General features: G+C 55.7%; 18 protein-coding genes. 17 read left to right on the plus strand and 1 reads right to left on the minus strand.

Going from position 1 to position 18299, the window contains the following annotated elements:
• Positions 1-134 precede the first annotated feature (134 nt).
• From MHM97_RS21280 to MHM97_RS21340, 13 genes are read left to right on the plus strand one after another with little or no spacing between them, the layout of a single operon-like run.
• Complete coding sequence (locus tag MHM97_RS21280) at positions 135-2627, plus strand: TraC family protein (protein WP_239325398.1); 2493 nt, start codon at positions 135-137, stop codon at positions 2625-2627.
• On the plus strand, positions 2624-2983 hold the full coding sequence (locus MHM97_RS21285) for a hypothetical protein (RefSeq protein ID WP_239325402.1): 360 nt from the start codon (positions 2624-2626) through the stop codon (positions 2981-2983). The genes MHM97_RS21280 and MHM97_RS21285 overlap by 4 nt, the downstream gene beginning before the upstream one ends.
• A complete protein-coding gene (locus MHM97_RS21290) occupies positions 2970-3482 on the plus strand; it encodes a S26 family signal peptidase (protein ID WP_239325405.1) in 513 nt (170 codons plus the stop codon). Before MHM97_RS21285 ends, MHM97_RS21290 begins: the two co-directional genes overlap by 14 nt.
• Complete coding sequence (gene traW, locus MHM97_RS21295; RefSeq protein ID WP_239325408.1) at positions 3479-4126, plus strand: type-F conjugative transfer system protein TraW; 648 nt, start codon at positions 3479-3481, stop codon at positions 4124-4126. Before MHM97_RS21290 ends, traW begins: the two co-directional genes overlap by 4 nt.
• Positions 4123-5112, plus strand: a complete 990-nt coding sequence (gene traU, locus MHM97_RS21300; protein ID WP_239325411.1) for a conjugal transfer pilus assembly protein TraU — start codon at positions 4123-4125, stop codon at positions 5110-5112. The genes traW and traU overlap by 4 nt, the downstream gene beginning before the upstream one ends.
• On the plus strand, positions 5097-5852 hold the full coding sequence (trbC, locus tag MHM97_RS21305) for a type-F conjugative transfer system pilin assembly protein TrbC (RefSeq protein WP_239325413.1): 756 nt from the start codon (positions 5097-5099) through the stop codon (positions 5850-5852). Before traU ends, trbC begins: the two co-directional genes overlap by 16 nt.
• Positions 5842-7275: a hypothetical protein gene (locus MHM97_RS21310; protein WP_239325415.1), complete on the plus strand. Its 1434-nt coding sequence runs from the start codon at positions 5842-5844 to the stop codon at positions 7273-7275. The genes trbC and MHM97_RS21310 overlap by 11 nt, the downstream gene beginning before the upstream one ends.
• Positions 7266-8576: a conjugal transfer protein TraN gene (traN, locus tag MHM97_RS21315; RefSeq protein ID WP_255730096.1), complete on the plus strand. Its 1311-nt coding sequence runs from the start codon at positions 7266-7268 to the stop codon at positions 8574-8576. The genes MHM97_RS21310 and traN overlap by 10 nt, the downstream gene beginning before the upstream one ends.
• Positions 8573-8971: a TlpA family protein disulfide reductase gene (locus MHM97_RS21320; protein WP_239325420.1), complete on the plus strand. Its 399-nt coding sequence runs from the start codon at positions 8573-8575 to the stop codon at positions 8969-8971. The genes traN and MHM97_RS21320 overlap by 4 nt, the downstream gene beginning before the upstream one ends.
• Positions 8971-9795: a conjugal transfer protein TraF gene (locus MHM97_RS21325; protein ID WP_239325422.1), complete on the plus strand. Its 825-nt coding sequence runs from the start codon at positions 8971-8973 to the stop codon at positions 9793-9795. The genes MHM97_RS21320 and MHM97_RS21325 overlap by 1 nt, the downstream gene beginning before the upstream one ends.
• A gap of 13 nt (positions 9796-9808) precedes the next feature.
• On the plus strand, positions 9809-11044 hold the full coding sequence (locus MHM97_RS21330) for a DUF1173 family protein (RefSeq protein WP_239325424.1): 1236 nt from the start codon (positions 9809-9811) through the stop codon (positions 11042-11044).
• Positions 11041-12432, plus strand: coding sequence for a conjugal transfer protein TraH (locus MHM97_RS21335; protein WP_239325426.1), 1392 nt, complete (start codon positions 11041-11043; stop codon positions 12430-12432). The genes MHM97_RS21330 and MHM97_RS21335 overlap by 4 nt, the downstream gene beginning before the upstream one ends.
• Before the next feature lie 3 nt (positions 12433-12435).
• The gene (locus MHM97_RS21340) at positions 12436-15627 is read left to right on the plus strand and encodes a conjugal transfer protein TraG N-terminal domain-containing protein (RefSeq protein ID WP_239325428.1); all 3192 of its coding nucleotides are present in this window, start codon (positions 12436-12438) and stop codon (positions 15625-15627) included.
• A gap of 2 nt (positions 15628-15629) precedes the next feature.
• Here MHM97_RS21340 and MHM97_RS21345 read toward each other — a convergent pair whose 3' ends face one another.
• The gene (locus tag MHM97_RS21345) at positions 15630-15863 is read right to left on the minus strand and encodes a hypothetical protein (RefSeq protein WP_239325430.1); all 234 of its coding nucleotides are present in this window, start codon (positions 15861-15863) and stop codon (positions 15630-15632) included.
• 92 nt (positions 15864-15955) lie between these two features.
• Between MHM97_RS21345 and MHM97_RS21350 the strand changes: the two genes are divergently transcribed.
• From MHM97_RS21350 to MHM97_RS21365, 4 genes are all read left to right on the plus strand, one after another.
• Complete coding sequence (locus MHM97_RS21350) at positions 15956-16693, plus strand: DsbA family protein (RefSeq protein WP_239325432.1); 738 nt, start codon at positions 15956-15958, stop codon at positions 16691-16693.
• A 34-nt stretch (positions 16694-16727) separates the two neighbouring features.
• Positions 16728-17087, plus strand: a complete 360-nt coding sequence (locus MHM97_RS21355) for a hypothetical protein (protein WP_239325434.1) — start codon at positions 16728-16730, stop codon at positions 17085-17087.
• Between the two features lie 158 nt (positions 17088-17245).
• Positions 17246-17731 (plus strand): hypothetical protein, encoded by a 486-nt coding sequence (locus MHM97_RS21360; protein WP_239325436.1) that lies wholly within the window; start codon positions 17246-17248, stop codon positions 17729-17731.
• Positions 17732-17758: 27 nt separating this feature from the next.
• Complete coding sequence (locus MHM97_RS21365; protein ID WP_239325438.1) at positions 17759-18193, plus strand: hypothetical protein; 435 nt, start codon at positions 17759-17761, stop codon at positions 18191-18193.
• The last annotated feature ends 106 nt before the right edge of the window (positions 18194-18299 follow it).

Consider the following 18299-nt stretch of genomic DNA (forward strand, 5'->3'; position numbering starts at 1 on the left):
GAGGTCTCTCTTTGGCTTCCGAAAGAGAAAGTGTCCCACTTCCGGGACTTGGCTTGGTCCGCGATCGACACCTGTGGACGTGACTTTCCTCATCGCGCGCCTGAGGGCAAGCGCACCCGTGAAAGGAAGATCAAATGACATTCTTTCAAGATGTAATGTCGGGTTTGTTCGGTGATGTTCCCTACACCGAAGACACGCCGGATTTAATGGCAGGTGATGTCCTCTCAGACATCTTGCCATGGCGGGTTTATGACTCTGAAAAGCAGCTTTATCACTTTACCCATGGCAGCGGCTTTCTCATGGAAGTTGGTGCAGCCATTGGCAATAGTGAGTTGGCCGAGAATATCGGCGGCGTACTCGCTGCCAACCTGCCGTCAGACGCGACATTCCAAGTCATCAACTGGACCTCACCCTCGATCACGCCGGTTTCAGGCCCGTGGCAGCGTGTCCGCACCGGCCTTACACCGCTTGTCGATGAGATGGTGCGGCAGCGCGTTTCTCACCTGAATAGCATCCGCTTCGGCATGGATGAGGATGGCGCTCGATCCATCCCATTTGATCGCCACATCTTCGTTGCTGTTTGGCTGGATGGGGAAGACCTCAGCCTAGAAGCGGAAAAGCGGTTGAGCTCTGTCCGCTCCGGACTGAGCAATGTCTTCAAAACCTCTAGCTGGGTTCAGGACGTGCAACCGGCCCGGTTCCTCGCTCTTCTGCGCGAGTTGTTCCACTCAGCTCGTCCAGATGAGGCAGAGGTTAATTGGGACCTGGAAGCATATGACGAGAATATGCCTCTGAACTACCAGTTTCCCGGCGCGACATTGCGGGTGACGAGCGACGCAATTGAGTTCGCCGGAACGCCTCAGATGTCGGCAACCGTTGCCTCTGCCAATGCCTACCCGGAAGAATGGGTGTTTGGCCTTGGGATGACTCTAAACGGAGATCCTGCACGCTTGATGGATCGTCCTGTTGGTCCTGTTCTCACCTCTTTCACGATGAAAGCGATGGCTCCCCAGAAAGCCGCCACGATGATGGCAAAGAAGCTGGGCAGCGGTGAGTACAACGAGGGTAAGTCCTGGTCCAAGTTCATTCCTGATGCAGCGCAGAAAAAGAGAGAGCTAACCGACCTCAACAAAGAAATCCTGGCAGGGGAACGCCTCTTTGAAACCCTCTACACGGTTGTTTCCTATGCCAAAGGAGGTCCGACAGAGGCATTGATGGCGTCAGGTGAGGTGGAGTCTATCTATCGCCGCCAGCGCATCAAACTCTCCAAAGACAAGTATCTTCAGCTTCCACTCTTCATGGCCAGCCTGCCCTTTGGCTGTTCATCCAAGATGATGTCTGATTTTGGACGCCAGATGCGCATGCGTCTGCTGAAATCCGCAGCCGCAATGGCATTTCTGCCCCTTCACGGCGAATGGAATGGGAACTCTCGCGGGGGCGGGATGCTTCTCGCTGGACGTCAGGGCCAGCTCTTCCAATGGGACAACTTCAAATCCTCCGGCAACTACAATGTTGCGGTCGTAGGCAAGTCCGGCGCCGGTAAATCTGTAGCGATGCAGGAAATCTCGGTGGGTATCTACACCGCTGGCGGGCATGTTCTTGTCATTGATGATGGCTACTCTTTTAAGACCACAGCCGAGATCCTCGGCGGCAGGCATATCGCCTTCGATGGTTCTACTCGCATCCGCCTCAATCCGTTCTCACTGCTCGATGCCGAAGCCATGGAGCAAGATGACTACCGGACTGACGCTATCGAGCTGATCACCCGCGTGATTGCGACCATGGCTGACCTCGGCGCAAACCGTGGTGGCCGCGTTGAAGGTGTTGAAGAGGACTTTATTCGGGCCTCAATCACCAACGTCTGGAATGAGAAAGGACGTGATGGTGAGATTTCTGATGTCCGTGATTGCCTGATCAAAATTTATGAAGAGCAAGAAGACAAACGGCTTCCGGACGTTATCCGCAAGCTGGATGCTTACTCCCTTGGTGGTGCCTACGCTCACTATTTCGAGGGTGAGGCCAATATCTCGCTCGATGCACCGTTCACGGTCGTTGAACTGAGTGACATCAAGGGCCAGGCGGGTCTTGAAGCGACAATCTTGCAGATTGTGATGTTTCTCGGCACTGAGCTCATGTTCAAAACACCCCGCTCGGTGCCTGTGGCTATCGTGATCGATGAGGCTTGGGATCTTCTGAAAGGGCAGGGCACCGCCAACTTCATTGAAGGTGTCGTTCGTCGTGCACGGAAGTACACCGGGGCGCTGATCACCGGCACTCAATCGATGCAGGATTACAAAGCCAACCCGGCTTCAAATGTCTGCCTCGAAAACTCTGACTACCGTATTTTCCTCGCACAAAAACCCGACAGCATTGACGCGCTGGACTCGATTGAACCGCCAGTGAAGATGCTCCTGAAATCCATCACTTCGGTTCCGGGGCGCTTTTCTGAAATGGCGATCCAGATGCCTGAAGGTTTCGCTTATGGCCGGCTGATGCTCGACCCATTCTCTCTGGCGGTGTTTAGCTCCAAAGGCTCCACCGTTGAGCGGATGAACCAATATAAAGCGCAGGGCATGGATACCGTGCAGGCCATCAAAACGCTCATCGAGCGCGGAGAGGTCTCATGAGTTTGTTCAAGAAAGCGCTCATTGGCCTTTGTGCTGTCCTTATTCTGCAGATCGTCGTCGCATGCTTCATTTTTGTGCCGCGGTTGATGAGCTCTGAGCCGAGCATTGCTGTGTTCGATCCAGAACGCAGCCTCGTCATGTTCGTTGAGTGGTCCAGCGAGAAGATTTCCGATGAAGATTTCGCGACGATCCTGCCTGTGTTCCAGCAAAACTTGCAGGTGGAAATCGACCGCTACTCCCACGCCACTGGTCGGCTGGTCGTGCGCAAGGGAGCCGTTCTGACATCACAGGCTGCTGTAGCAACCGATGCGACCGAAACCATTATGAGCGAGGTGCTTCAAGATGCGGCGCGCTAACCTCATTTGGATCATCCCCACAGCAATTACATGTGCTGTTGGATTCTATGCTCTGGCGTTCGGTCGTTTGACCCTCAATGCCTCAGACAGCCTCGACGGCAACGCTTACGCCATGGTCACATGGCCCTTGGATCTACGCCCCGGCACCATCGCGGCAATCGAGCTGCCAGAGGTGCTGCGCGACAAGTTCGACGGTCATGATCTGTACCTGACAAAGCGCATTGTCGGCATCGCCGGAGATCCTGTTTCAGTCAACGGCAACACCTTCTGCGTCAACGACACTTGTGTAGAGGGCCAGCTGAAGGACGGAAAACTCGTGTCTCCCCTTTGGCAAGGAACCGAGGTGCCTGAGGGCATGATCGCAGTGTTTGGTGACAGCTTTGATAGCCTCGACAGTCGCTATGCGGTGATCGGTCCTCGTCCGGTTGATGACGTGATCGCCACGGGCATCGAAATCCCGTTCCCCCATTGGACCGAGCTGGAGGACATCCTGAAATGAACCTCCCCCGTCTCTTTCAAACCGCAGCCTTCGTCGCTCTGGCCTCAGCAGGGCAGGGCACGGCAAAAGATCTGGGCACGCATGGGCCGCTCTTTGAGGTTGAAGAACCCTCGCTCCTGGACACGATCAAGAACCGCCTCACAGAAATGGAAGCCGCAGGCGAGCTGGATCAGATGCGTCAAGAGATGCAGGACACCACCCGCGCCTATGTGAACCGGCCTCGTCCCGTTCCCGGTCTCGGCAAGGCTGAGGAATACGCAATCTGGGAAGTGGATCTGTCGATCACTTTGACTGAGGATTTGGTTGACCACCGGGGGGTTGTCTTCGCGCGAGCCGGAACTGTGGTGAATCCCATGGCATATTCCCGCTTCAACAAGCGCATTGTGCTGATCGATGGGGATGATCCCGACCAGGTAGCTTTCGCACTCTCGGACGGTGATGAGCTGAATACGCTACTTGTTCTCGTCAACGGCGATCCTCTCGGGCTGATGCGGGAACACGGGCGCCGGTTTTATTTCGATCAGGACGCCGTACTGGTGAACCGCTTTGGCGTTCAAAACGTGCCGGCTGTCGTCCAGCGCGCCGATCCCTTCATGCAAGTGGAAGAAATCGCCCTCGGGAAGGGCGGGGAGATTGCACAATGACATTCCGTTCCTTGCTCTTCGTCCTGACGTTCAGCCTCGTTGCGACACAGGCGGCCGCCATCTGCAACAAGCGCTTCCTGAACCCTATCACCGAGATTTGCTGGGACTGCATTTTTCCCATTTCCATCGGTGGCCTGAGCCTTAGCCTTGGTGCATCCCGGCCAGATACCGACAATCAGTCTTTTCCTCTGTGCATTTGCCCCGGCATTCCGCCGCGTCCAGGTCTTGCAATTGGCCTCTGGGAGCCTGCGCGTCTTGTCGATGTCGCGAATGAGCCGGGTTGCTTTGTAAATATGGGCTTTGACATGGATTTTGGTCTGTTGTCGCTTGGGAAATCGACTGCGACACAGCAAAATGGCGGCAGCACCGGATCTCGCTGGCAAGCTCACTACTACTTCTATCCCCTGATCTCGTGGTTGGGCGTCGTGGTCGATGGTCTGTGCATGCAGAATGCACAGTTCGATGTGGCCTATATCTCCGAGATTGATCCGCTCTGGCAGGATGCGGAGCTGAACAACCTCATCAACCCAGAAGCCATTCTCTTTGCAAATCCTATTGCTCAAGCCGCCTGTGCCGCTGATTGCGTCCGGTCGTCTTCAGGCAATCTCTCGATGGATAATCTTTTCTGGTGCACCGGCTGCGGTGGCTCGATCTACCCAATTCAGGGGGAGGTCAGCGCCCACGTCGGCGGGGTGATGGCAAGTCAAGTGGTGGCGTCGAAGATGGTTGCTCGCATGCACCGTCTGCTGATTGCGCGCCAAACTGCACACACAAGCGCTCTTTGCAGCACACGGTCTCAACCGGTGATCAAAAAGAGCCAGTACCGCATGCAGATCACCCGTCCACGGCCCAAGACATCCGGGCGCTACGGCTGCGGCCCAATTGGCTTTTCAACACAATACATCGACCGCCTTCGGGAGTTCCCCTTCAAGGGAGAATCCTTCGGCTGGCTGCTTTGGAGGAAGAGAAATTGTTGCGCACTCTGAGTTTTGCTGTTGCCGCATCTACCGCGCTGACTTCTGCACTCTTCGCACAAGATAGCGAAAATGGCGTGGTTGAATATGCCCCCGGCAGCACCGGGCGGATCACTGCACCCCTTGCGACTATCGTTGATGACGCCAAGCGTCAGGGCGAGGCCCTGCGAGACACACTGATCCCCCAAGACGCTGCTAAGGGCGCTTTCTCCGGCGTCGATTTCGATGACATCCGTACCAAGGCATTGTCTCACCCTCGGGTGCAGGCGCTCCTTGGCGCCGGTGAGGCAGGAGGCAGTCAAACCGCACCAGAAGAAGTGCGTTATGACGGGGCCACTGTCTTCCTGCTGGCCTCTTTCTCAATGCCGAAAGCCTCCCTTCGGCAAATGATGGAAGAGGCCAGCACCTATGGTCTGCCCATCGTGTTCCGGGGCTTTGTAAACAACTCTGTTTATGAGACGCGGGCTGCGCTGGAAGAAACATTCGGCTCGATGGAAGAGGCCGTTGGGTTCTCAATCGATCCAACTGTGTTTGCCCGCTTCGACATTACCTCTGTGCCGCAAGTGATTGCCATGAGTGAAGCGGTGGATGTTTGCGAAACGCCTGGTTGTGAAGCAGATCCCGTGCCGCCTCATGATCGCGTCAGTGGCAATGTCCCCGTCGAGTTCGCCCTGCGCCTGATCGCTGAGCAAGGCGATGTTGCATCAGCTGAGGCAACTCGTCTTCTGCAGGAGTCCGAGTATGCGCGCTAAAGCCTTCGCTCTGTCATCCGTGATCCTTGCGGCATCCTCACCCGCACTGGCTCAATCTGCCATGGATCGCGCCGCCGCGGCCGCCGATGCAGCGGTGGACACCGGGACCACGTTTCAGGATGGCACAATCAATGATGTTGTGACGCCTTTCGAGACTGCAAATCCCCCTGAATCTGGAATGAACCATACCAGCTTCGAGGACCGGATTATCCAGATGCGGGATGCGGACAATGATCAGGGGCGCGTGTTGCGCGCCACTGAGGACAGTTCTCAAATCCGCCCCGATGTGGACATTGACGGGCAGGGCGAGCTTTTTGACGACGCCAACTGGGCGCATGAAAATGCCGGTGACATTGCGGGGCAGTATTTCACCAGCGAAACCGGCGCTTGCACTACTCCTGACATCCCGGTCTCTGAAGTGCGGGACGAGTTCTGCGAGAGCCTACCGCGCCGGCAGACCCGTACCTGTGATCTCATTCGAAACATCTGGGTTGATCGCACGGATGAATATAGATGCGACAAGCGCGCTGCGAGCTATGTGAAAGTCTGCGAGCAGGACGTTTCATTCAGTTGCAGTCGCCAGACCGATTGCATCAGAAGCAATGTCAAATTCAGCGGTGTCTCCTCCGAGGTTTGGAGCGGTGACACAGCAACGGTTACGGTGCGCGGCACTGGTCCTCACACGGTTCCGGGTCTTGTCCAGGAAACGCTCAAGATTCAGATCTCCGATCAGTTTTTACCCGACGAAGTGCGGGTCTCACGGGTTGATGCCAATGGTTTCGTCCAGCTGCTGGACCATCGGGGTGTTCTTGAAACCTTCTCTCCTGAGCCTTTGCAACAGGCGTCTTCAGTCGGAGGCACATGCCCGCAGGGACCCGATGATGGCCTTCTGGTCCCGCTTACCAAATATGGCGTTGCTCAATCGCGTGTTCCGTGCGCGCCTGAGCCTGACATTCTCTACGCGGCGATCACCAAGACACCGATAACCCGAGATTTTTCCCATAGAGGTTATCATTTTAGGCTTCCCCAGAACAGCGGCCCGACTGTTTTTGAAGCTGATTGGGAGATCTCTTCGCCTTTCCGCGTTCTCTACCATGTCAAATGGGATCAGCCTGAAGGGTCTTCGGATAGAGATTACCCGACGTGTATCAGCAGGTTTTCCGTCCCGGATCAGCACTGCTATCTGATTGCCCCTCTCCGTCAAGGGCAGTCGTTCAACAGAAACACGCTGCGCTGGCTTGATCTGGATTTCTACCAGAGCGCCGATCCCGAAACCGGGAAGAGATATTTCACAAACGACCTGACCGTCAGAATGGTGACCCTGCCCGGTCATGAAGCAAATACCGAAGTCACACTCAAGATCGAGTTCTCTGGCTCCTGCTGCAATTCGTTCACCGAGGAGGTCAGCGAAAGATGCGAGTAGTTCTTTGCGTGCTTTTCTTCCTTGGTATCGCTGTATCAGATCGGGCAAGGGCCGATGAAGTCTGTGAAACCCCAGTCTACACGGTCTGCGTCGACGAGGGCGGTACCACCGTGGGCGGCATTAGCCTGACAAGCCACTGCACTCGGTACGTCGGTACCCAGAATTGTGTAGATTCCGATCCCTTAGACCAATGCACTGCTCTCCGTGCCAGTACCAGATGCGAGCGCACAAGTCGCGAATGTGTCGACTACAAAAACGGTGACTGCCGCCAATGGCGCGAACGCTTCAGCTGTCTCAATGAAGATGCGGACATGTCGCCCGCAGTGCTCACCAACACTGAATTTGGCCCAACACAGGAGAGCATCATCAACCAGTGCTCTGAGTATGAAGAGCGCGGTGATTGTGATCTGGTTAGCACCGAAACAACCGAAGGTCGGGAAATCCGCGACATCAATAGAAAAGCCTTCTCACGTAGCTGGTGGCGGCGTGAGCGGACCTATTCTTGTGTCGTTCCCGGCGAAGGCGATAACACCTGTGGCCCGCTTGAGAGCGATCCAACCTGTATCCTTCAAAGCGCAACCTGCCTTGTTGAAGAGAATGGTGTCTGTAGCAATCGCGAATTTCACTATCAGTGCGGTGTGTCGTCCGGGGATCTGGAGACTAGCTGTGAGCCGATCAACGTTTGCGTAGGCGACAATTGTATTGGGGTCGAACAAGAAACCTCCGATGATTTTGGTAGCTCGGCAGCATGGCTGAATGTTCTGGCCCAGATGCAGCGAGATTACCGGGCTCAAGCCACAACTGACCCAAATGATGTGCGCTTCTTTCAGGGCGGATACATGAGTTGCAGTAAGGCGCCTGGCCGCAACTGCTGTTCGACGGGCGGTATCTTCGGCAGCACATGCCCGGACTCAGCTGCCATCCTGCGCGATAAGCGATCTGCCGGAGCGACACACTATGTGGGTGTCACATGCCAGCAGAAGATTTTCGGGGCCTGCATCAAGAAACGCTACCACTATTGCACCTACAACTCGAAGTTTGCCCGAGTCTTCATTGAGCAGTTCAAGCATCAGACTGAGGAAGGTTGGGGCGTGGCACCACGTGCGCCTGATTGCGGCAGTGTTACAATCGAGGATTTTGGGAACATAGATATTGAGGAAATGGATCTCTCTGAGGTCTTCGGAGACATTATGGGCAGCATTCAGCTGCCAGTCGCGGAGGGCCTGGAAGATTTCTTCGATGATCGGTTCCCCAATGCCGGAGACGATGCTCAAGACACCTATGAGGAGCTGGCTGAATGAACCGTCGCTCCTTTCTCCTGACTGCTTTTGCTGCTTGTTCTGCGCCGGCCCTTTTGCGCGCGCAGGCAAATCATGGTGTCGGTGTGATCTTCGTTGGCGCTTCCTGGTGCGCGTTCTGCAAATCGGCCGCACCTGTTCTTGCAGCCATGACGCAACCGGCCGCAATTCCGGTACTGGTCGCGTCTCATGATGCCCGACCAATCCCGCCCTTTGCGGAAATGGTCGATGCCACATCTCACCCTATCGCCTCGGAAATCAAAGTCCTTCCCACGACGCTGATCTATTCGCAAAGCGCAGGAACAGTGACAGGGCAGATCTCCGGCTATCGCAATGCGCGCCACTACGCCCAGTCCGTGCGCGCCGCAATCCTCGCCGCTTCAGGGGAGAACCGCTGATGCTCAAAACCGTTTCTATCACACTCTTGTTGGCCTCTGTCGCAGTGCCTGCCCATGCACGTCTCGCTTGCAATGGTGAGGAGGTCGATGGCTGGCATTTTTATTGCGATCCCGAGCCTGTGAAAGAGCCAGAGCTTGCGCCGCCTCCGCCAGAACCAGAACCCAAGGCTGAAGAAACGCCCAAAGAAGCTGAGGAGCCAAAGGAGCTCACCGCGACCGAAGAGATCGAGGCGTTCCGCGCCTATGCCGATGAGCTCAAGCACCGCGCCATTCTCGATCCGACACCGGAAAATGTTCAGGCTTATATGGAGGTCAACAAGCAGATGTCTCAGCAGGCCGCGCGATTTGCCGCTGTTTGGCAACGCGTGCTGTTTGGCGCCCCACACCTTGACGCCAATGTGAGCCGCCCGCTGACCCAGATGGGGACCAACATCTATCAGGATCAACGCAACGCCGCTGAACAGGCCGCTTTGCGCCGCGCCGCGCAAGAGGCTGGTTTGATCTTTGTCTATGATGATCCTGTCGATTGTAGGCTATGTCTCGCGCAGGCCCAGATCCTCGATGCGATGCGCAATGCCTATGGCGTGGAAATCCTTGCGGTTTCCACCGATGGCAGCCCCATCGAGTATTTCCCGAACGCGGTTCAAAACGAGGGCCAGCTTCAAGCGCTGAACCTCGTCGATAAACCGCGCCCCTTCATTGCAATTGTCGATCCAGCGAGCGGGGAAACTCAGCTCATCGGGGGCGGCTTGCTCACAGAAGATCAGATCCTGGAGCGCATCTACGTGGTTCGGGAAATCCCCATTGGTGAACGGTTTGAGTGAAGGAGCTATTTCTTTGGCCTATTTTCTTGATAACACAGAAGTTGATCCCGCATCCGAAGACGGTCAAAACCGTCTGGGAAAAGCGCACCAGGACCAAACACGCATCACCTGCAGCTGCGCCGAGCCACGCCCAGAAATGTACGTCGCTTGTGTGGCCGGTCGCTTCATCCTGAAGCGCATGCCTGGTAGCGGTGCACAGCATGCGCCCGGCTGTGACTCTTTCCTTCCGCCGGAGGATCTGTCTGGCCTTGCGCAGATCCACGGCAGCGCAGTCAAAGAAGATCTGGAAACCGGCACCACGACTCTGAAACTGGATTTCCCTCTGAGCATGGGCAGCAATCGTCCTGCACCTCCTCCACCGTCTGGAAAAAGACCCACGGAAGCCAAGCCCAAGCCACAGAAACTCGGACTGTCCAGCTTGCTTCAGTATCTTTGGCACGAGTCTGATCTGGTGAAGTGGACGCCCGCTATGAAGGGCAAGCGCTGGTGGGGGCCAGTCCAATCAAATCTGCTGGCGGCGGCTTCTGGAAAGAATGCCAAATCCCAAAATCTGAGAGACATTCTCTACATTCCCGAACCATGGAACAAGGATCGTCAGCAGGGGAACGCGGCACAACGCAATCAGATCTTTCACCGTCTTCGTGCACCGGCAAAAGGAACAGCCCCTCTTGGCATCCTCATTGCCGAGTACAAATCCCATGAAGCAACCCGCATGGGTGCTCGCTTCCTTTTCAAGCACTCCCCTGACTGCACCTTCTTTGCCGAAGCCGATCTGGTGAAGCGCTTTGAAAATGTCTTCTCGCCTCAGCTTATGCTCGCGGAGGCATTGGGTGATGTCCATGTCATGGTCATCGCGACATTCAATATCGCCAAGGCCGGCTATCCCGTCCTTCGCGAAATCGGCATGCTTTTGACCACGGCCAACTGGATTCCGTTTGAGACGATGCGCGACTACATGCTCATCGGAGCGCTTACGGAAACCGGGCGCAGGTTCCAAAAGTCCCAGCGGTTCAACCTGGCCCATAACACCCCGATCGCGTCCATCATCCTCACAGATCTCGCCGGCCCACTTTCCATGTTTGCGGCCGATATATCGGCCGATGCGGTAGAGATCGCAGCCCTACGCGAAGTGGCGGCCGAGGGCACCTATCCGGCATGGCTCTGGATCGAGGATGAGCCTCTGCCCGAAATCCCTGCAAAAGGCACAGAGCCGACCTCCCACGTTGTTCAAGAAAGGAATGACGCATGAAACACCTGCTCATGAAACTCGCACTTGTTGCTGCGTCTTCCCTTGCTGCTTCATCTCTCAGCGCAGACGTAGGGTCTGATCTTCGTGATTTCTGGGAACGGACTGGCGGCGGTGTAAACGTCACCAAACCAACCGCCTATCAGGGTCAGCAGGCGGGCTATGCCACGCTTGGCTCGCTCTATCTGCGCACTCGGCCCCGCAACAGTCAGCTGGCCGCAATTCAGCTGCCATCTGTCCGTGCGGGCTGCGGCGGTATCGACATCTTTGGTGGCGCATTCTCGTTTATTTCCGAGGAAGAGCTGATCGCTCTCATGGAAGCCATCATGCAAAACGCTTCAGGCTTTGCCTTTGAGCTGGCTTTGGAAAGCCTCTCACCTTCGGTGCAGGAGATTGTCGCCAAGCTGCGCGACCTGATCCAGCAGGTGAACTCTGGCAACATCAATAGCTGTGAGGCCGGTCAGCTGCTCACAGCCTCGCTTTGGCCCAAAATGGATGGTGCCTCCCAGCATGTCTGCCAGACAATCGGCGGTTACACAGGTCGCTTTGCTGACCGGGTGGCATCCCGGCATGGGTGCGGCACCGGGGGGCAGCATGGCTCCACCATGGACCGTGCAGATGGGGCGCTTGCTGACCAGGTTCCAACGGATGTGAACTATGCGTGGCGTGCTGTGAAAAAGAACAATTTCCTGTCGTCGAACCCGCGCATTGCAGAGTTCTTCATGACTCTCACAGGTACGATTATCACCGTGTCGGCCGAGGATGACGACTCCAGCCCGACACACCGCACGATCCCACCGCGCGCTTTGTCCTCCGATGCTGCAAAGGCCCTTGTGGAGGGAGGTTCCTATCGGAGCCTGCGCTGCAATGAGACCAATGAATGCCTCAATCCGGTCATGCAAAACCGGACGCTTTCAGCGAATGATGCGCTCTTTGCCATTACCGCCACGGCCATCGAAGATCTCTCTGAAGCGATCAGCAATGACACTGAGCCGCCAGCCGAGTCTATCGCCCTCATCAACCTGACCTCCGTTCCTGTCTATGAGCATTTGGTCACGGCCAAGAGCTACAAATACAAGTTTGTTCAGGACGACATCAATTCCATGGCTGAACTTGTCGCTGTCGATCTTGCCATCGCTTACATCGATGAAGGCGTGAGTGAGATCCTGAACAGTGCTGCAAACGTCGATATCGCGGGCGATATAAATCGGGAGTTTCAGGAAAAGGTCAGCCAGACCAAAGGCGTCCTGCAGGACCTCCGTGCATCCGCGCAGCGCAAATACGCTGAAGCGCTCCGCAACCTTGAGCGCCTTCACCTCGCAAAAGGTGAGCTTGCGGCCACGTCCAACTCCATCTTTGGCAATCTCATTACCATGACGGGAGGGCAGTAAATTATGCCCGAATTTGAAATTCATACCGTCGGTGGCGGGTATTACCTCTACGACGTCTTCAACTATCTCTCCGCCTTCACGGGATCCGGTAACTTTGAAGCTCTGCTCTACGCCGGCATTGTCGCCGGTGTTCTTGTCGGCGCATTGCAGATGGCCATATTCGGCGCTGTCCGTCAGGTCGGCACCTATATTATTGGCACCGTGCTTGTGCTTGGGATCGGTATTGGTCCCAAGGCGCGTGTGATCATCATGGATTCCACTGTTCCGCTCGGGGTTTATGGGGCCGTCGGTAATGTGCCCTGGTCAGTTGCTTGGGTGGGATCTCTGACATCCCGCGCCGGCGCCGCCATGACCGACCAGATGGAAACACTATTGGCCGCGCCTGACAACCTCACCTACCAAAAGTCCGGTATGATGTTTGGCTCCACCATTATGAGCCAGGCTGCTCGTTGGCGTGCAGTTACACCTATCGTCCATGAAGGGCTCGTGAACTTCATGGAAAATTGCATGGTCGACGGGGCCAACATCGGCCTTGTCGATACTGGAGAACTCGGCAACTCTGGAAACCTTGATGAGTTTATTAGCGATAATGTGCCGAACTCACTGGCCTATTTCGATCCAGTTCTGGAAGAGACCACGCTTTGTAGCGATGGCTGGCCGCAAATCCAGACGCGCATAGCCAATGAGACCAACAACATTCTCTATCAAAAGGCGGCATCACAATTCGGAGTACGTTCGGGCCCTGATCTCGCTGCGAACAAGATGCGGGCCACGCTCAGCGATTTTCAGAATTTCATCGGCATGACCTCTGCGGGTGCGGCCCCCGCTATCCAGCAGACGATGCTCATCAACTCCATGGATGGAGCAATTCAGAGGCTCATCGCAAGCTCAGGCAATAACGCTGCTATGACCTCTTATCAGGCTGCTCGCACAGAAGCCCAAACCTCTGCGAGCTATAGCGCCGTTGGTATTTCTGCGCTCAAATGGGTGCCACTCCTGAAGATCGTCTTTGAGGCCATTTACTATGCCTCGTTTCCACTGGCGATGATCATGATGATGACACCCATGGTCTGGAACGTCATGAAGGGTTACTTCGGCGGCTTTGTTTGGCTGGCTGCATGGGACCCGATTTCCGCGATCCTTCATTCCATCGTCATGAAAGCCAGTTCCGGATATTACCGCGAGGCTATGGGTTCGTTCAGTTCCGGCTCGCTTGAATTCCAGATGTCTTTTGCCAACTACCTCGGCGTGCGTGCCGTCGAACAGGATGTCGGCACCATTGCGGGCTATCTGATGATGTCCGTACCGTTCATGGCGACTGTGGTCCTCTTTGGGGCAACACGCATGGCTGGTCTTGCGACCTCGATGCTGAACGTCAGTCAAGGTGCCGCTATTGAGTCCGGTCGCGAGGCCGCAACAGGCAATATCTCCTTGGCAAACGCCAGCATGAACAATTTCGCGGCGAACAAGTGGAACACATCCTCTGTCTTTGATGCCGGCGCGCACACTACTCGTATGGCGAATGGTGCCATGCGCACCGTCAACGCTGACGGCTCTGCTGTGTTTGGTGCTGGATCTGCTCAGTCCTCAGGCGGCATGTCTACACGCGTAGGTCAGACCATTCGCGAAGAAGTTCAAGATCGCCGCGAAGAGGCTGTGAGGAATGCAACGTCTCTGCGTGATGAGTGGAGTAGCGCGCTCAATGAGACCGCTGCGAATTATGCTGATTTTGGGCGTTCGCTCACCAATGGAACATCCGTTTCCAATGACCACTCAACCTCTCAAGGGCATCGTCGGCAGGAGGAGGCGAGGGAAGCGCATTCTGCGGTAGAGAGCTTTGCCAAAGAACACGGAATTTCTCTGGATGCGGCTTACAAGGTCGCGATTTCAGCCGGAGCAAAGGCTGGAAGCGGAGCGGGGGGAACTGGTTTGTCAGCCGGTCTCGATGGTGCGATTGCTGGCACAGGCCTCGATCAAGATGCATATCGAACCTTGCAAAACGCGGCCCGTGAATCTGGTCTGTCCGAAACTGTCTCCAAATATGGTGAAGCAGTGAACGCCATTCGGGCGAGCTCTTCCAGCAGCCAGACAGATACAGAAAGTGGTGGTGATCGTTGGAGCGTCGAAGATGTACGGCGTAAGGGCGAAACCTATGCTGAGGCGCGAGAAGAGGCCGAAACGCTCTCGGCCGCTGAAACCCACCTTTATTCGCAAGGTATCAGCTACGATGGTCAGCTTACCGATGCGATCATTGGTGAATGGCGCGAGGCGGGCGCAAGCGACGAACAAATCTCCGCTTGGCTCAATCCCAAAAGCACGTCTGGCGTTAAAGCCCAGGAGGCTGCTGTTGAACGTGTCCTTCCCAATCTGATGAGCGAGTTGGGACTGGATAGCCCCAATCGGGATCTTGCAAGCGCCCATACACTGAGACGGCCCGAAGATCAGATCACTGAGCGTCCTTTGCCATCCGCAGGCGTCGATCATCAACGTGAGTACAACCGCGTGAAAGGTGCGACTGAGAACGTATCAACCGCAATGGATGGGCGTCGTGAGTCTCTGGAAACTAACGCGAAATCAAATGCCACAGACAATGAGCGGGCAGTTGTTGAAGGGCAAGATTTTGGTGTTGTTCCCGGCGCCGTGAAGAAAGTAGCGACCACTGTAGGTGATGTTGCTGACAGTGTGTCCGATGCGTGGCATGGCGCATCTGCTGCCATTACCGGCAGACCTAATATTTCCAACTACGACCGAGATGTAATGATCCGGACGATTGCCGGGGAAGCGGGTCGTGAAAGCGATGTTGGTCAAGCGGGCGTAGCTCATGTGATAATGAATCGCGTGCAAGATCCTCGTTGGGGAGACAATCCCGCAGAGGTCAGCCTTCAGCTCAAACAATTTTCTGCATGGAATGGTGGTGCAGGAGGCAACAGTATTCCCGAAAGGCTCGAAGAGGGCAGCGTGGCCTATGAGCGGATTGGTCGGATTGTCGATGGCGTTGCTTCCGGAAACATTCCTGATCCGACAGGAGGCGCCACACACTATTACTCGCCCCAGGGAATGCAGCAGCTCGTTCGTGATGGCCATCAATCCAATGACGTTCCTGATTGGCTGCCTCAGACATCAAGCGAGCGCGAGCATCAAAACGTGACGATTGGAGGACACATATTCTCCGGCCGCGCGAGGACCGCAGAATGACTTCAATGCTCCCTGTAGTAACTTCCGTGCATGTTTCTGGAATCCAGCATGTCACCGTTGATGTCAAAGCCACCATCACGGCTGGTGTCATTGTTTCTCATAAGCCAGAGAACGAGCCACGCCGTGCCGAGCAAACCATAGGCCACAGTCAAGTTTTCAAACGGGGTGAGCGCAAGCAGTACAAAGCCCGTGATGTAGGCGATCACTTTCCACTTTTTGATCATGAGGCGTTGCATAGCGGTCTCTCCTCTAAGGCGAAGCATTATAGCAGCTTTCGCGTTTCCAACCAATGAACCTCCGAAAATTCGAAGCACAGAAGGAAAACGGCATGATTTTGAGCAACAGAGCATTTGGTAAGGCCTTGATAGCGGCTGCAGTGGGTCTCACCCTGACGGGCACCCCTGCTGCCGCTGAGACGCCGCAAACCACATCTGAGTTTGACCAACAGGTCCGTGATGCGCTTCTGCGCAATCCGGAGATCATTTTGGAAGTCTTTGCTTTGCTTGAGCAAAAGGAGCAGGCCGCCAAAGCCGTTAAGGACAACGACTTAATCGCCTCCGTCGCTGATGAGCTGTTCGCTGGCCTCGATATGAGCAAACCCATTCTGGTCGAGTTTCAGGACTACAACTGCGGCTATTGCCGCAAGGCCCATCCAACCGTGATGGAAATGCGTGAACAGATCCCTGGCCTTCAGTTTGTGGTCATGGAAATGCCCATCCTGAATGATGGATCTCGCTACTCCGCTCAGGCTGCGCTCGCGCTGAAGGAGATCGAGGGCGAGGATGCATATATGCGCTTCGTTGATGAGATGATGCGTAATGCTGGCCCTGCCAACGTCGCGACGGTCCTCAAAGTGCTCACCAAACTTGGCCATGACGCCGAAGAAATCGTGAAAGCGATCAAAGAAGGGAAGGGCGCTGACGAGCTGAACAGATCCCGTGACTTGGCTGACGCGCTCGGCGTGACTGGCACTCCTTATTTCGTCGGACCCGGCGGCATCATCCGGGGCGTTGCTAGCAAAGACCGGCTGCAGGCCCTGACCATCGCAGACGGATCAGACAGCTAATCCCCCATTTTCTGCGCATTTTTGGAGAAACATCATGTCCTTGAACAGCTTCAACCACACTTCAAACGCCCTGAAAACTGTAGCTTCCAGCATCTACAACACTTCAGCACTGCTCCCGGCCGTACTGACTGGAAACCTCCTTTGGATCTACAGCTTTGCTGATGTCTCGTCGCCGCCGGCACCAATCACGTCTGTTGAGACCCGCGTCGATGTTTGGTTTGAGGTGTTCTCTGCCGCGATAAGCCCGATGAATGCGCTGGCCGTCGCGCTGATTGCAGCTGTGATCGGAACCGCCTTGGCAACTCGCCATGTTCCGCATCGCATCGTCAGTCGCTCTGGATACGCAGTAGGGCGCGGGGCAGGCATCAAGTCACTGCCCCAGCAGGCAATTTGACCGCTTTAATTTTCTGATCGCGGCGGGCCTCAACTGGAAACTTAGGTTTGATGAGGTCGCCAGCTCATGGGGCAAATCAGGCCCGCCGCTTGCTCTTAAACACAACCTGAAACGGTGCAAATGTAAAGTCGCTATCGCTTAAAGGATTCTACATAGATATGAAAAAGACCCTTATTTCCTTCGTCGTTCTTTCCTCTTTCACTCTGTCCGGCTGCATGGGCGGAGTGTCGCAAACCTCCGCGAATGTGATGGGCATGCAGTCCATTGCCGGGATGCAGCGCGCGGCACAGGCACAGCCTTCTGAACAGGATCTCACGCTGTCCTGTGCTCAGGTGCAGAGCGAGTTGAATGGCCTCTATTCTAGCATGGAAGCCATCAACAAGGCGGAGCGCGCACGCGAGCGCGAAGCAAACCTCCGTAGCGGTCTTCTCGATGCTGGTCTCTCTGTCGTCGGTGCGGGCGCGATCGCCAATGCTGGCTCGGCACAATCGATCTCCAACATTGGAACCGCAACTACAGTCGCCGGCACGGCCGCCAACGCCACGCGCGGATCTGGCCCCAATGCTCAAACCTACAATGAGGCGATGGCAATCGCGGAGCGCAGCTCGATCCTGGAGCGCGTCAAACTCTCCAAAGGCTGCTGATCTCCACGCAACACAATGAGGCTCAATATGTTCAAGAATCCTATCGCCGCAGTTCTTCTGGCCGCATCGGCACTGGCTGGCTGCATGAATGACGGTACCGTTGCCGACAAACACACGATCACCTTTGAAAAGCCCAACCCCGGTGGTGGGCCGTCGAAGGCTCAGAGCGAGGCGGCACTGCGCAGCTGGCTTGTCGCCAATGTCCCTGAAGGAGACACCGCGAAAAACATCAGCGTCGGGCCAGTCCGTTATGCGGCAATCCTCTGGCCTTTTCCTGAAAAGGACTTCTTTGTCTGTGCCCGCTACACGGCGAAGAACCAGTACGGCACCTATGAGCCGCCACGCAACGTGCTCATGACCATGCGCGTCTATGACGCCTCCAAAGGCTGGCAGACCGCCTTGGTGAAAGATGAGACGTTCGACGGCTACCGCCAATACTGCATCGGTCAGCCGCATGCCTGAGGTGGAAAACAACAAGACCAAGCTAAAGCCGCCATAGGGTTCATCGGGTTTAGGTCAGCTCAAACAGGAAGGCATATTTAACATAAGTAAGCTTATGGCGCACATT

This window comes from Epibacterium sp. Ofav1-8, from assembly GCF_022348185.1.
GTDB lineage: Bacteria > Pseudomonadota > Alphaproteobacteria > Rhodobacterales > Rhodobacteraceae > Epibacterium.